Below are 13,873 nucleotides of genomic sequence, written 5' to 3' on the forward strand. Positions count from 1 at the left end.
GGGCATCGAATCGGGCTATTTTCCCTATTTATTGATGAGAGTACCAGTCTAATTTTGCATTTGCCCACTCAATGCCACTTTTGTACTCATTTGGCAGAAGTGGGATCAAAGCCGCCAGTGTGGCAGATAATTGGTGGCAGTCACGATGGGAAAGGTTTAAATGACCCACTTTTCGGGCAGGGCGTACCTCTTTTTCATACCAGTGAAGGTGAACGAGGGGTAAGCTCAGCCAGTCTATATTTACATCAGTGCCGATTAAATTGACCATCACGGCAGGGCTATATACCTCTGGAGATGGCATTGGCAGGTTTAAAATAGCACGTAGATGTAACTCAAACTGGCTAATGGATGCGCCATTTTGTGTCCAATGGCCGCTATTATGTACTCGAGGCGCAATTTCGTTAATCAGCAAGTTATTGCCCACGACAAAGCATTCCATTGCCATCACACCGATATAACCAAGTTCATCCATCACTGCGCTGAGCATGGCTTGAGCTTGTTCTTGCTGCGGATTAGTTGACTTAGGGAAGGCCACACTGGTACGCAAAATGCCTTCTTGGTGTAAATTATGGGTGATCGGGTAAAAAACGGATTCCCCCGCTGCATTTCGGGCACCAATGACAGACACTTCCGCGTCAAAAGGGATACCTTGTTCAACGATGCATTCACCATAAATTTCAGCAGGCAGGTCTTTTTCATCACCAGGGCGAACACGCCATTGACCTCGCCCGTCATAGCCACCAGTTCTGCGTTTTACAATGAGAAACTCACCGAGTGTGGCAAACAGCTCAGGCCATTGTTCAGGGGATTCTAATAATGCCCAAGGTGCAGTAGAAAGTTGTAAGCTATCAAATAAGCTTTTTTGTGGAAACCTATCAGCTAAACGTGGAAAAATATCACGGTTAATAAAGGCATTATGGCGAGCTAATTCTTTTGTTAGCGGGGTTTCTGGCCAACGTTCAATTTCAGCGGTGATGACGCTTTGCTGATAAGGAACCGCTTCAGGTTCTGCATCAAGCCCTACAGGAAAAACAGCAATGCCTAATGGCTCACCCGCTTGACGCAGCATGCGGCCGAGTTGGCCATTACCAAGCACACAAACGGGTTTCATTATGCTTCCCTCGGGTCTGGGTTGTTCAGCACATCATTGGTTTGGGCTTCTCGCCACGCTGAGAGGCGGTTGAAAATAGCAGTATCACTTATTGCTAATACTTGAGCGGCTAAAAGTGCTGCATTTGCTGCACCTGCTTTGCCGATGGCTAGTGTGCCTACAGGGATACCTTTAGGCATTTGCACGATAGAATATAGGCTGTCAACACCACTTAATGCAGCGCTTTGTACAGGAACACCAAAAACAGGGACTAATGTTTTAGCGGCGATCATTCCTGGTAAGTGAGCAGCACCACCAGCACCTGCAATAATCACATCAAACCCATTTTTTTTCGCATTTTCAGCAAAGGAAAATAATTTATCCGGGGTGCGATGTGCAGAGACGATTTCGACGTGAAAAGGGATTTGGAGTTCAGTTAATACATCAGCTGCGTGCTGCATTGTCGTCCAATCACTTTTCGAACCCATAACAATGGCGATTTTTGCCGCAGATTGAGCAGGAACTTGGGCAGTCATTTGGTGCTTTCCTGTATTGAAAAAAACATCACCCTGAGGTGGGAAATTGAATTGTCTCGATCATATCATGGTAAAGCAGCAAGGAAAACGTTTGCGTGATTAATAAGTGAGCAAACAGTTGTGGCGATATATTAAAAATGGTTCGTTAGGCAAAATTACTCGAAAGGAAAGAAAATCAGTTCAATGCCTTGCTCGTTAATTACAAAGGCGGAACCTTCATAGTGCCAAGCACCTAATACACCCCGATAATGCAACTTGCCTCCAATATTTACTTCATGAATAGCAGGGCGGTGAGTATGACCATGGATCATCCATTGCGCTTGGTGCCTTTGTAATGCATCAATAACGGCTTGTGAATTGACGTCCATAATCGACTCGGCTTTCATGCTGCTTGCATACTGGCTATTTTGGCGCATTTTTTGCGCGATACGGCGACGCACAAAAAGAGGGAGTAACAAAAACAGCCGTTGAACCCAAGGGGTATGAACTTTTTTACGGTAATTTTGATAGGCAGCATCGTCAATACATAATGTATCACCATGCAGAATTAAAATGCGCTTGCCGTAAAGTTCGAGCAATGTTTCCTGCGGGAGTATGGTCATGCCACACTGTTTCGCATAGCGTTGACCGATTAAAAAATCCCGATTTCCATGAATGAAATAGCAGGGAATTCCACGGTCAGTGAGTTGTTTGAGTTCGTTGGCAACTTGTTGATGTAGCGGATTGTTATCATCATCGCCCACCCAATAATTAAAAAAATCACCGAGAATATATAGGCTTTCGGCATGGATGGCTTGCTGTTGAATAAAATTAATAAAACCGGCGGTGATCGCCGGTTCATCTTCACTCAAATGCAAATCTGCAATGATGTAAGTGGACATGCGTTCAGGTTTACTCGCTGACAGTCACTTTTTCAATGATGACGTCTTCGCGTGGAACGTCTTGGTGGAAGCCGCTGCGGCCAGTTGAAACACCTTTGATTTTGTCAACAACATCCATGCCTTCAACGACTTCAGCAAATACACAGTAGCCCCAGCCATCTGGACGCTCTGAACGGAAGTTCAAGAAGTCGTTGTCAACAACGTTGATAAAGAATTGTGCTGTTGCTGAATGAGGGTCGTTAGTACGAGCCATTGCCAAAGTACCACGGGTATTTTTTAAACCGTTGTTTGCTTCGTTTTTAATAGGCGCTTTAGTGTTTTTTTGTTCCATTCCTGGCTCAAAACCACCGCCTTGGATCATGAAACCATTAATAACACGATGGAAAATGGTATTATTGTAAAAACCTTCACGGCAGTAAGTTAAAAAGTTTTCGACTGTAACGGGTGCTTTATCGTCAAACGTTTTGATAACAATGTCACCGTGATTGGTATGAAATGTAACCATAATAGCTATCCTGAATAATTGTTTTTTGTGCGCTAACTTGCGAAAGCGTTGAGATCAGCACGTTTATATCACAGATAAAACCTGACTTGAAGCGGAAGGAAGCGTAGTCGGCCGTTTATAGCATAATAGATGTGTATTAAACCTAATCAATAAACTGAAAAGGAAGCGGGTAAACCCTTGCATTCTTAAGGTGATCGGGGTTCAATAACATGATATTTTATCGGTAGAAATCGATAATCATTTTTCAAATAAATGGAAAAGTTCAGATGCTACAAATTTTTAATACACTAAGTCGTCAAAAAGAAGAGTTTAAGCCCATCCACGCAGGGAAGATTGGGATGTATGTGTGTGGCATCACTATCTACGACTTGTGTCATATCGGCCATGGCCGTACATTTGTGGCATTTGATGCAATTAGCCGCTATTTACGTTATTTGGGTTACGACTTAAATTATGTACGCAACGTCACCGATATTGACGATAAAATCATCAAACGTGCAGCAGAAAATAATGAAAGCGTCGAAGCGCTAACAACGCGTATGTTGGCTGAAATGCACAAAGATTTTGATGCCTTAAATATTTTACGCCCTGATAGCGAACCACGAGCAACGCGTCATATTGGTGAAATTATTGAATTAACCCAAAGCTTGATAGAGCGTGGTCATGCTTATGTCGCTGCGAATGGCGATGTGATGTTTGAAGTCAAAACCGACCCAAATTATGGTCTGTTATCTCGCCAAGATTTAGAGCAGTTGCAAGCAGGTGCTCGCGTTGAGGTCGCTGATGTAAAACGTAATCCAATGGATTTCGTCTTGTGGAAAATGTCTAAAGAAGGCGAACCAAGTTGGGAATCCCCATGGGGTTTAGGCCGCCCAGGCTGGCACATTGAATGTTCGGCAATGAACAGTAAAACGTTAGGCAACCATTTTGATATTCACGGTGGCGGCTCTGATTTAATGTTCCCACACCATGAAAATGAAATTGCTCAGTCTACCTGTGCTCATGATGGCCCTTACGTGAACTACTGGATGCACTCCGGTATGGTCATGGTAGACAGAGAGAAAATGTCTAAATCTCTCAATAACTTCTTTACTATTCGTGACGTACTTGAGTATTACGATGCAGAAACAGTGCGTTATTTTCTGTTATCAGGCCATTACCGCAGCCAATTAAACTACACAGAAGAAAATTTGAAGCAGGCACGTTCAGCACTTGAGCGTATGTACACTGCATTACGTGGTACAGATAAGTCAGCCGTACCTGCTGGTGGTGATGAATTTAAAGCACGTTTCATTGAAGCGATGGATGATGACTTTAATACACCTGAAGCCTATTCGGTATTATTTGATATGGTTCGTGAAGTTAACCGCCTGAAATCAGAAGATATGTCAGCAGCAAATGGTATGGCTGCACAATTGCGTGAGTTAGCAAGCGTACTGGGTTTATTAGAACAAGACCCTGAAGTCTTTTTAAAAGGCGGCGCACAAACTGAAGATGATGCGGAAGTAGCAAAAATCGAGGCATTAATTCAACAACGTCTAGATGCACGTAAGAATAAAGATTGGGCGCAAGCGGATGCGGCTCGTGATGAACTTACTGCCATGGGGATTGTGCTTGAAGATAGCGCACAAGGAACTATTTGGCGCCGTAAGTAAGTTTTACATTTAAAAATTAGCCCGTTAACAGTACTTAGCGCTACCAGCACTAGGTAATGTTAGCGGGTTTTTTATTGGTGTTGGCTAAATTTGAAAGAACTTACGTAATGGAGCGGTAATAATCGGATCACGTAATATGTAATTTAAACCGATTGATTAGACTGTTAATTGCTAACTAAGGAAAAACAAATGAAATTATGCCCCACGGACAATAATACACCACCAGCCCCTCCAATCCGAACAACGAGTCTTGAGCAAGTCGCTAATACTGAATATAAATCTGCAAGGGCTAGAATATCGGATAGTATGAGTCACATTAAAAATACCACCGTACCTACGCCTCAGAATACGACATCAACAAGATGGAACTATAGCCCCTCGTTATGCTTTTAATTCTAGAACGGTTGATTCAAACCCAGCGGTTGAATTGGGTGCTGCTGCTTCAACACTGGCTACTCAATCAGTAAAATATATTGATAACTTTAATAAACTAGAAGAATTCACGAAACTGCAAAATTTCCAATATTGTGACCAACAAGAAGTTAAAGGCGCTCGTTTTTCTGATATTAAAACGGCTAAAGAAACGCAAGTTTGTATCACGAATAGTGAAGGTATTCAGATTGGCTTACCGGCAAATAGGGTAAAAGTTGGTGATGATAATTTATTTATTCGGTCACAATACCCTAAAAATATAGAGAATCATTTACAGATGTTATATGAGAATAGAACCCCTATGCTATGTATTCTATCGTCTAATTCTGATATACGTGATCTAAAGTTACCGCCATATTTTCGGATGAATGGTACGTATGGCAGGATGGAAGTTAAGACAAAAGAAATTCAGCCGGGTGATGGTAAGCCAAGTAAAATTGGTAGTTTAAATGTAAAACACTACAGTATGAGGCTGACCTATGATAAGAAACCCATTAATATTCCAGTTGTTCATGTTGACAATTGGATTGACAGAACAAGCGCAGGTACGGAAGAATTAAAAGAATTAGCTAAGTATATGGCAGCTGGGATTGAGGAAAAAAGGCAATTTTATGAATTTGCTGGTAGCCGAGCGATCAATGATAAAGATAAATTGTTACCAGTCATTCACTGTGCCGCTGGTGTTGGTCGAACAGGGCAAGTTGCAGCAGCAATGCAGTTAATTAAACCTAATAATGAACTGAGCGTACCGGAGATTATTATGGATATGCGTAAAACGGGTTGCGGCAAGATGGTTCAAAAAAAGGAACAATTTAACGAATTGCTTAAACTTGAAACATTATTAAATGCTGAAAAATTAGCACAATAAAAGTTATTGAAATACCCCCCCAATTAAGGGGGGAATGAAACTTAAATTGGTGTGATTAAGCGATACTCGCCATTTCTTGTTGAGCTTCTTTGGGCGTTGCTTTTTTGACAATGGCATAAAGCACACCAGAAACCACCGTGCCAGCTACTATCGCGAATAAATACATCAATACATGATTAATAGCTCCGGGTATTAACAGCACAAATAAACCGCCGTGAGGTGCCATTAGCTGAATACCAAAGTACATGGATAGCGCCCCAGTTATCGCGCCACCAATAATGCAAACAGGAAGAACACGAATCGGGTCTTTGGCGGCAAATGGGATTGCACCTTCTGAAATAAAACATAAACCTAGAACAAAAGAGGCTTTACCCGCTTCGCGTTCAGCAGGTACAAACTTATGTCGTGCTAATAGTGTTGCGATTCCCATTGCTAGTGGTGGCACCATCCCCGCCGCCATAATGGCTGCCATTGGTGCATAGGTTTGTGAACTTAATAGACCGACACCAAAGGCATATGCCGCTTTATTGACTGGGCCTCCCATATCCGTACACATCATCGCCCCTAAAATTGCGCCTAAGATCACCGCATTAGTCGTCCCCATGGTATTTAGCCAGTTAGTTAGCCAATCCATTAACCACGCTACAGGGTGACCAATAACATAGATCATGGCTAAACCCGTAAATAAAGTGGAAATGAGTGGCACGATTAAAATTGGTTTTAACGCTTCCATGGTTTGTGGCAATTTTAATCGGGTGCTAATAAAGTGAGCGCTATAACCTGCAAGGAAACCGGAAATGATCCCGCCTAAGAAACCGGCGCCTAAGGTGGTTGCAAGTACCCCACCAACTAAACCTGGGGTTAAACCCGTTCTGTCGGCAATGGAATAGGCGATATAACCGGATAATACGGGGACCATTAAGGCAAGGGCAGTTTGCCCGCCAATGAGGCTAAGCGCCCAGGCTAGAGAGCCTTCTACATTGGATGCATCTAAACCAAAAGCAAATGAAAGTGCAGTACACAACCCCCCAGCGACAACCATGGGGAGCATATATGATACCCCGGTAAGTAAGTGCTTATATACTCCGCGTTTTTCGTTGGATTGGCTTGATTGTGATGAATTTTTTCCATTTTGTGGTGTGAATATATTCGCTTCTTTTACTGCTCTATCCATTTCTTGTGCTGTTTTCTTCAATGCGGCACTGGTGGAGGTGCGGTACATGGGTTTCCCCGTAAACTTATCCACATTGACTTCGATATCAGCTGCGACAATGACTAAGTCAGCTTGTGCAATTTCTTCTGGCGTAATTTCATTCCCAACCCCGACAGAACCACGGGTTTCAACTTTGATATTCCAGCCGCGTTTTTTTGCTTCAGCTTCAAGTGCTTCTGCAGACATATAGGTGTGCGCAACCCCTGTAGGGCACGCTGTAACGGCTAATACAGAGTACGATTTTGTGTGCTGTGGCTCACTGATGTGTTGCTCACAAAGTGTGGCTTCGTTAATTGCTGATGTTAGGAATTCAGCAGGTTGCCTAACAGCGATATCGGGGTGACCGAAATAGATTTTTTTATCTGCACAATTAAAATTTTCAGGTAACTCGGTATCAAAACAAATCACAATATCTGCATCAGTAAGTTGTTCAGTGAAAGTGATATTTTGTAAGGCAGATACATTCTTTAAAGCATCGATGGCTAGCCAGCAAATAGCAGGGCCGTGCTGGTGGCTTGGAGCGATTAATATTTTCATGTTTTTCATCCTCATTCAGCCGTAAACGGTTGTAAGTCAACCTTTGTCATCATATGTGCAAGTTGCGCTCGGTCAGTGATACCGACATTGGGTTGAGAGACTGCAAGCGCGGAGATAGCGGTAGCTAAGCGTAGTGTGTGCTCACTTGTTTGCCTCATCATTAACCCATAAATTAATCCACCAACCATTGAATCCCCTGCGCCAACGGTACTAATAACGTCACATTCAGGTGGTTTAGCAAACCAAGCGCCTGATGAATTGACCCACATAGCGCCTTTTTCGCCTAAAGAAACTACTACATGCGCAATACCTTGTTGGCGAAGTTGATTCGCGGCATCAACGATATCTTGATGAGTTGGGAGCGGTTTGCCTGCCCAAATTTCAAGTTCACGATGATTAGGTTTTACTAACCAAGGAGAAGCTTTGAGCCCAGCAACAAAGGCTTCGCGGCTACTATCAAAAATGACACACATGCACTGTTCTCTAAGGCGTAACATCCATTGAGTAAAGTCTTTTAAATCAACTCCTTGAGGCAAGCTCCCACTGACGCAAATCATATCAAACTGACCTGCCCAGCTAAGTGAGTCGGTGACGAAACGTTGCCAGTCCGCTTTAGTGACACTGAAGCCTGAGAAGTTAAAATCGGTAACTTCGCCTGTGTGCTCTGTCAGTTTCACATTGATACGGGTGCGGCCTTCAACAACTTGAAAGCGGTTAGCAATTCCTGTTTCGCTGAAAGCTTTTTGGAAACCATCTTGGTTTTCTTTGCCCAAAAAACCACCAACAGTGACATCAATCCCTAAATTTTTAAGTACTTTGGCCACATTTATGCCTTTTCCAGCGGCATGAAGCCCAGCCGTTTTGACTAAATTCACATCACCTCGATGAATATCAGGTAATAGCCCAACCAAATCATAGGCGGGGTTCAAAGTGATAGTGGCGACTCTTCTGCTCATGCGATTTCTTCTCCAAGACCTGAATTAATTGCCTCACCGATGGTAACGATGGCTTTTTGTGCATCTGTGCCTTCTGCGTGAATTCGTAAACGGTGCCCACATTTAGCGCCCAAACTAACAATTTTCATTAAGCTACGGCCATTTACGGGAGTTGCGGTACCATCAAGATTACTGACGGTAATCGTGCTTTCGAATTGCTTAATGGTGGTAACTAACTGGGTGCTAGGGCGCGTATGTAACCCATGTGGATTAAGAACGGTGAAGTCCTGAGTGATTCCAGATGTACTCGTATTCGATGATCCGTTTTCAGCGTGTGAGTTTTCACTGCGCAATAAACCAATTAGGCTGTTAACGTTACCATCATCGGAAATTAGATTTACTTCTTTATTTTTCAATAAGTCATTAATTTTTAGTAAAAAAGACTCTATTTGATAGTTGGCATAAGAAAGGGTGATTAGGGCGTTGACCGGGTTATCTTGAAAGTTAAATGGATTTTTTACGGTCGCTATTGCAATTGCATTCTGAATATTTCCAATAGGGCTATCACTTAACCAAATACCTTGACCTAAATATGAAGGTGTTTGAGTGAGAACTTGGGTAATGAAGTCGGTGCTAACAGCTTGGGCGTTTTGTAGGTTAATAATATTCTGTATTTTTAATGTGTTTATATTATCAACACTGGCATTAACCGTGACCATAGAGTCATCAAGTTTCACCGGTTGAGTTTGGCGTTCACCCATTAGAAGTTGTTTTAAGGCTTCGGGGGTGTTTGCTTTGGCCATTGCATCCGCTGTGTGTTCATCACTGATTATATGGGTTAATTGACGAAGTAATTCGAGATGTTCGTTTGATTGAGCGGCAATGCCAATAACAATATAAGCAGTTTGGTTATCCCCCCAATCAATACCATCAGGGAATTGGAAAACAGCAAAACCTGTTTTCAACACTTGGTCTCGTGTCTCTGTTGTCCCGTGTGGGATAGCGATGCCATTTCCTAAAAAGGTAGGAGCTTGGGTTTCTCGGTTAAGCATCCCTTGCGCATAACCGCTTTTTGCATAGCCAGCATTTTCTAATGCTTTAGCGACTTGTTCTATTGCATTTTTTTTATCAGATGCAGCAGCTGCAAGGTGGATATCACTTATTGGTAAGTTAAACATAATTTCTCCTGATTATTATTCATAGACGGATCAGCCAGAAGACTTGCAAGCGGACCTGATTATTTGTTAATCATGTTATCGTTAACAAGATTAGCTGAATCGTTTAGTCTTGTCTATGCAGTTAAGGTGTGAAATACAAAAAATGAGATCTAAGTTAAATTTTTATAAGGGGGGATTTTCGCGTTTTTTATCTGTTTTAAGTTAAAGCTGAAGTGGTTGCTGAAGCTTTTTATTTATATAAAACAATAAATTAATTTTTCAATATATTTGATTGCTTAAATACTTAATACAGTAAAAATGATTTAAAGAAAAAATTCGCCTAGAACTTCAAAATGGCTTTGTCAGTCTTGTAATAAATCAGAATATTTTGAATAAAAGGGAGGGGGAGTGCATTGTTGATTCTAGAAAGGAGGTAAGCTGAAATTTTTCAGCTTACCTAATTGTATCTATTCTACTATTCTACAACTTTGATTTTTTCGCTGCCCATTGAAACGATTTTACCCGCTACAATTTTACAGCGCTTGCGTGTTTCGACCACGCCATCAACTTCAACTAAGCCATCTGCAATCATGGCTTTTGCCATTGCTCCGCTTTCAGCCCAGCCTTCAATTTTTAGCAAATCACACAGTTCGACGTGTGGATGGCCATCTAAATTGAATATATCCATGATAACTCCAAAATTACATTAAATATCGTGGTACTCTTCACATGCCTGAAGGGTATTTTGAATTAAAGTTGCAACAGTCATTGGGCCAACACCACCAGGAACTGGGGTTATCCAAGCGGCGTTTTTCGCGGCTTCGTCAAAATCGACATCCCCCGTGACTTTGCCGCTCTCTAAACGATTAATACCGACATCGACCACAATCGCTCCAGGTTTAATCCATTCACCAGGAATAAAATTGGGTTTCCCCACAGCGACGACAACTAAATCAGCATGGCGAACATGGTGTTCTAAATCTTTGGTAAAGCGATGCGTTACTGTTGTGGTGCAACCTGCTAGCAGAAGCTCTAGGCTCATTGGACGACCAACAATGTTGGATGCGCCAATAATGACGGCGTTTAAACCATAAGTGTTGATACCGCAACGCTCAAGTAGAGTAACAATCCCTTTGGGAGTGCATGGACGAAGGCGTGGTGCACGTTGGCACAAGCGACCAACATTATAGGGATGAAAACCATCGACGTCTTTGTCTGGATGAATGCGCTCAATGACTTTGACGTTATCAATACCCGCAGGTAATGGAAGTTGAACTAAAATTCCATCAATTTCAGGATCTTGGTTTAAATCATCAATTAGCTTGAGTAATTCAGCTTCTGTCGTTGTATCTGGTAAATCATAAGAACGTGAAATAAAACCGACTTCTTCACAAGCACGACGTTTGCTGCCGACATAGATTTGTGAAGCTGGGTTAGCGCCGACTAAAATAACGGCAAGACCGGGAGCACGTTTTCCCTGTTCTAAACGTAATTGTACTTTTTGAGCAACTTCCTGCCTAATTGTCTGCGCAATCGTTTTCCCATCAATAATTTTTGCTAACATCTGTAACTTAATCCATATATGAGACACGGTAATGGCTCTATTTTGTCAGAAGTTAGCGCCCTTGTCAGTTCAAACTGTTACATAAAATGAGCATATAGTTATTTTAGTAGCGAAAAGCCATTGACTCAGCGCTCAGCAACCGTATAATTCAACGCCATCAGCCAGATAGGCTGCCTGCATTATCAATGCGCCCTTAGCTCAGTTGGATAGAGCAACGGCCTTCTAAGCCGTAGGTCACAGGTTCGAATCCTGTAGGGCGTACCATTAATTTTCAATCACTTACCATCATTTAAAATTCTCCACTTTTGCTAACTGGGACGTATTTGGGACGCAAGTACCGAAAATCGTGTCTATTTGCTTCGCATGTTCAGTTAAATGATTAGGTGCTAAGTGAGCATATCTTCTCACCATATCAACCGACTCCCAGCCGCCCATTTCTTGTAGAACTGAAAGCGGGACGCCAGACTGAATCAACCAATTCGCTCATGTATGCCGCAGATCATGAAAGCGGAAATTTTCTATTCCTGCTCTTTTTAATCCTGCATACCAAGCGTTACTATCATCAACTTGCTAGGGGTATTGTTGGTTATTGCCTGAAATCTGTATCTATCCTAGTATTTGTTTTCTATACAACTGGAGGGGGTGATATGCGTAATTGGCTTGGGTACTTAATATATTTCTCTATTATATTCGCTATAGCAAAATGCACTATGACTATAGCTCCAAATGCCAATATTCCAGGATGATGTTTTATCAATGAAAAATGGAGGTTTTCAATAAAACCATGGAATCCTTGGGTTGGGATGACGGTGTTAGTCGTAATCATATTTCTAATAACGCATTGCACTTTGACTATGTTCCCAGGCTATATGCCTCCAACTAATTAACTTCAATTTGCACTTCCGCTAAGCTAACATGACTGAAACTAATTGACGGGATAGTGAGATGAAAGGATACATAGTTGCTAGCTTGCTAATGATTGCCTGCTCTGGTTTTTATGCACATTCTAGTAATGGTATTGATCCATTAGTAGCAGATGGAAAAAGGTCTAATTATGGTGATTGGGATTTTCTTTATGCTGAAAAAATGAACTATGATTTATGTAAGCTATCAGTAGAGGCTATTTATACATCTGGCGCAATCGATCATAAATTGACATCAATAACTCATTTTGAAAACGCGCACACATTAATAACACAGACACCAAAACATGTAGTTAGGATTGATTGCAACGGACATGGAGGAAATATAATGATATTGACCGCTGATTATATTGTTCAATAGTTAATCTAGCATTAAGAGACTCTGAAATTAGTGGCTCGTCACTGGCTGGCAATACTCTAATAATGCCCATGAGATAAAAGTAACCACAATGCAGATAAGTATTGCGATACCTGCAGGACAATTTGGTCCTCTGAATAAATATCAATAAGTTACAGCAAAGAAAATAGAAAGAAAGCTACGAGTACATAGCTTTGGTGAGTATTTATAGTAATTTAAATAACATTCGTTATTCTAGATAAGCCCCTCAGTGCTACAGCATGAATTACAGGTGAGACGCTTGTACAGCAGTTACCTAATACTGATAATTTATATTTTTTTGCTTGTTCAGAAATAGCAGTAAATAGGACGCAATTTTGAGTCATCATCCCGCATAATTCGATATGGTTAATATTATGTGTTATAAGCAAGTCATTGAGATTTGTTTCATCAAAGGAATTACCATGCTTTTTAGTCACAATCAAATGGCCTGGAGATAAGCTAGTGAGTTTAGAGATAACTTCACAACCATCTGTTGTTTCATCAAAAAAAGCGGCTCCTTGTGGTGATAAGTGTTGAATAAAAATCACAATATCACCAGTTCTTTCATACTCTGAAATTTTATTGGATATATGCTCCAAAGTAGTATCAATATTCCATAAGGGAAACCGACCATCAGAAAGATAGTCATTTTGTGCGTCAATGACAATTAATGCCTTGTCCATAATGCCTCATTAATTTTAGTTAAGTTCTATTTGAATATGAAATAGGACGATAGAAATTACAATAATTTTTTAGTGTTAAATATCAATTATAATCGGCAAGATTACAGCAAGGGTTAAGCCAATAACGGTGGGATTACGCTAAGGTTTAAAGAGGTCACAGTGATCGTTAGTAATAAAAACAATGTGTTGCTGCTTATTGCCATTGGTCACTGAAACGATGACCAATTATCATTATTCTGGTTTTGTGACAAAATTAAGCATTATCAATAGATTATATCTACATGCGGTATAATCCCGCATGTGGTCTACTGCAAACTATCTTATTGTGTTTTATCTATTTCATTAATTCTCTTTAAAGCACGAGTGATTACGTTATTAGCGTATTCCATTGAGCTAAGGTAGATAATATTATTTTTATCAAATCCCGTTCTGTTAAATTGAAACCTTAGACCTGGAGTGTAAATGAGCAGTTTTGCATTTTGAGAAATTAATTTTTCTATGTCTGACTCTGTATT

General features: G+C 41.2%; 13 protein-coding genes, 1 tRNA gene and 1 pseudogene. 4 read left to right on the plus strand and 11 right to left on the minus strand.

What is annotated here, in order from left to right; genetic code table 11:
* Window positions 1-28: 28 nt before the first annotated feature.
* The 4 genes from purK to ppiB all read right to left on the minus strand — a co-directional run bounded on the left by purK (window position 29) and on the right by ppiB (window position 3,012).
* Window positions 29-1,111, minus strand: a complete 1,083-nt coding sequence (purK, locus tag P3L40_RS06425) for a 5-(carboxyamino)imidazole ribonucleotide synthase (protein ID WP_004260270.1) — start codon at window positions 1,109-1,111, stop codon at window positions 29-31.
* The gene (purE, locus tag P3L40_RS06430; protein ID WP_094960984.1) at window positions 1,111-1,626 is read right to left on the minus strand and encodes a 5-(carboxyamino)imidazole ribonucleotide mutase; all 516 of its coding nucleotides are present in this window, start codon (window positions 1,624-1,626) and stop codon (window positions 1,111-1,113) included. Before purE ends, purK begins: the two co-directional genes overlap by 1 nt.
* A gap of 155 nt (window positions 1,627-1,781) precedes the next feature.
* Window positions 1,782-2,507 (minus strand): UDP-2,3-diacylglucosamine diphosphatase, encoded by a 726-nt coding sequence (gene lpxH / locus P3L40_RS06435; RefSeq protein WP_004260263.1) that lies wholly within the window; start codon window positions 2,505-2,507, stop codon window positions 1,782-1,784.
* A 10-nt stretch (window positions 2,508-2,517) separates the two neighbouring features.
* Window positions 2,518-3,012: a peptidylprolyl isomerase B gene (gene ppiB / locus P3L40_RS06440; RefSeq protein WP_004260260.1), complete on the minus strand. Its 495-nt coding sequence runs from the start codon at window positions 3,010-3,012 to the stop codon at window positions 2,518-2,520.
* 266 nt (window positions 3,013-3,278) lie between these two features.
* Between ppiB and cysS the strand changes: the two genes are divergently transcribed.
* Both cysS and P3L40_RS06450 read left to right on the plus strand, forming a co-directional pair.
* A complete protein-coding gene (gene cysS, locus P3L40_RS06445; protein ID WP_153673155.1) occupies window positions 3,279-4,667 on the plus strand; it encodes a cysteine--tRNA ligase in 1,389 nt (462 codons plus the stop codon).
* Window positions 4,668-5,094: 427 nt separating this feature from the next.
* Window positions 5,095-5,967 (plus strand): protein-tyrosine phosphatase family protein, encoded by an 873-nt coding sequence (locus P3L40_RS06450; protein WP_210852374.1) that lies wholly within the window; start codon window positions 5,095-5,097, stop codon window positions 5,965-5,967.
* 55 nt (window positions 5,968-6,022) lie between these two features.
* Here the strand turns inward: P3L40_RS06450 and fruA are convergent, their stop codons facing one another.
* The 5 genes from fruA to folD all read right to left on the minus strand — a co-directional run bounded on the left by fruA (window position 6,023) and on the right by folD (window position 11,373).
* Window positions 6,023-7,717, minus strand: a complete 1,695-nt coding sequence (fruA, locus tag P3L40_RS06455) for a PTS fructose transporter subunit IIBC (RefSeq protein WP_196731624.1) — start codon at window positions 7,715-7,717, stop codon at window positions 6,023-6,025.
* A gap of 11 nt (window positions 7,718-7,728) precedes the next feature.
* Entirely contained in the window at window positions 7,729-8,673 is a 945-nt protein-coding gene (fruK, locus tag P3L40_RS06460) for a 1-phosphofructokinase (protein ID WP_004260245.1), read from the minus strand.
* A complete protein-coding gene (gene fruB / locus P3L40_RS06465; RefSeq protein WP_210852375.1) occupies window positions 8,670-9,830 on the minus strand; it encodes a fused PTS fructose transporter subunit IIA/HPr protein in 1,161 nt (386 codons plus the stop codon). The genes fruK and fruB overlap by 4 nt, the downstream gene beginning before the upstream one ends.
* Window positions 9,831-10,284: 454 nt before the next feature.
* Window positions 10,285-10,497, minus strand: coding sequence for a ribosome-associated protein YbcJ (gene ybcJ / locus P3L40_RS06470; protein ID WP_094960990.1), 213 nt, complete (start codon window positions 10,495-10,497; stop codon window positions 10,285-10,287).
* An 18-nt stretch (window positions 10,498-10,515) separates the two neighbouring features.
* Entirely contained in the window at window positions 10,516-11,373 is an 858-nt protein-coding gene (gene folD / locus P3L40_RS06475) for a bifunctional methylenetetrahydrofolate dehydrogenase/methenyltetrahydrofolate cyclohydrolase FolD (protein ID WP_102139361.1), read from the minus strand.
* 187 nt (window positions 11,374-11,560) lie between these two features.
* Between folD and P3L40_RS06480 the strand changes: the two genes are divergently transcribed.
* Window positions 11,561-11,637: transfer RNA gene (locus P3L40_RS06480), tRNA-Arg, on the plus strand.
* Between the two features lie 21 nt (window positions 11,638-11,658).
* Here P3L40_RS06480 and P3L40_RS06485 read toward each other — a convergent pair.
* Window positions 11,659-11,943 (minus strand): annotated as a pseudogene (locus tag P3L40_RS06485) (tyrosine-type recombinase/integrase); the annotation flags it as partial.
* Window positions 11,944-12,318: 375 nt separating this feature from the next.
* On the opposite strand from P3L40_RS06485, the gene P3L40_RS06490 reads away from it, so the two are divergent.
* The gene (locus P3L40_RS06490) at window positions 12,319-12,657 is read left to right on the plus strand and encodes a hypothetical protein (RefSeq protein WP_004262443.1); all 339 of its coding nucleotides are present in this window, start codon (window positions 12,319-12,321) and stop codon (window positions 12,655-12,657) included.
* Between the two features lie 212 nt (window positions 12,658-12,869).
* Here P3L40_RS06490 and P3L40_RS06495 read toward each other — a convergent pair whose 3' ends face one another.
* Window positions 12,870-13,358 carry an isochorismatase family protein gene (locus P3L40_RS06495; RefSeq protein ID WP_136134002.1) on the minus strand — a complete coding sequence of 163 codons (489 nt, stop codon included), beginning with the start codon at window positions 13,356-13,358 and terminating at the stop codon, window positions 12,870-12,872.
* Between the last annotated feature and the right edge of the window lie 515 nt (window positions 13,359-13,873).

The sequence above is a fragment of the Providencia sp. PROV040 genome (assembly GCF_032706145.1).
GTDB classification, from domain to species: domain Bacteria; phylum Pseudomonadota; class Gammaproteobacteria; order Enterobacterales; family Enterobacteriaceae; genus Providencia; species Providencia hangzhouensis.

Coding starts and splice junctions, on each gene's coding strand:
- ppiB (WP_004260260.1), bottom strand. CDS start 3,012: ATGGTTACATTTCATACCAATCACGGTGACATTGTTATCAAAACGTTT.
- P3L40_RS06495 (WP_136134002.1), bottom strand. CDS start 13,358: ATGGACAAGGCATTAATTGTCATTGACGCACAAAATGACTATCTTTCT.
- ybcJ (WP_094960990.1), bottom strand. CDS start 10,497: ATGGATATATTCAATTTAGATGGCCATCCACACGTCGAACTGTGTGAT.
- fruK (WP_004260245.1), bottom strand. CDS start 8,673: ATGAGCAGAAGAGTCGCCACTATCACTTTGAACCCCGCCTATGATTTG.
- fruB (WP_210852375.1), bottom strand. CDS start 9,830: ATGTTTAACTTACCAATAAGTGATATCCACCTTGCAGCTGCTGCATCT.
- fruA (WP_196731624.1), bottom strand. CDS start 7,717: ATGAAAATATTAATCGCTCCAAGCCACCAGCACGGCCCTGCTATTTGC.
- P3L40_RS06490 (WP_004262443.1), top strand. CDS start 12,319: ATGAAAGGATACATAGTTGCTAGCTTGCTAATGATTGCCTGCTCTGGT.
- folD (WP_102139361.1), bottom strand. CDS start 11,373: ATGTTAGCAAAAATTATTGATGGGAAAACGATTGCGCAGACAATTAGG.
- cysS (WP_153673155.1), top strand. CDS start 3,279: ATGCTACAAATTTTTAATACACTAAGTCGTCAAAAAGAAGAGTTTAAG.
- purE (WP_094960984.1), bottom strand. CDS start 1,626: ATGACTGCCCAAGTTCCTGCTCAATCTGCGGCAAAAATCGCCATTGTT.
- purK (WP_004260270.1), bottom strand. CDS start 1,111: ATGAAACCCGTTTGTGTGCTTGGTAATGGCCAACTCGGCCGCATGCTG.
- lpxH (WP_004260263.1), bottom strand. CDS start 2,507: ATGTCCACTTACATCATTGCAGATTTGCATTTGAGTGAAGATGAACCG.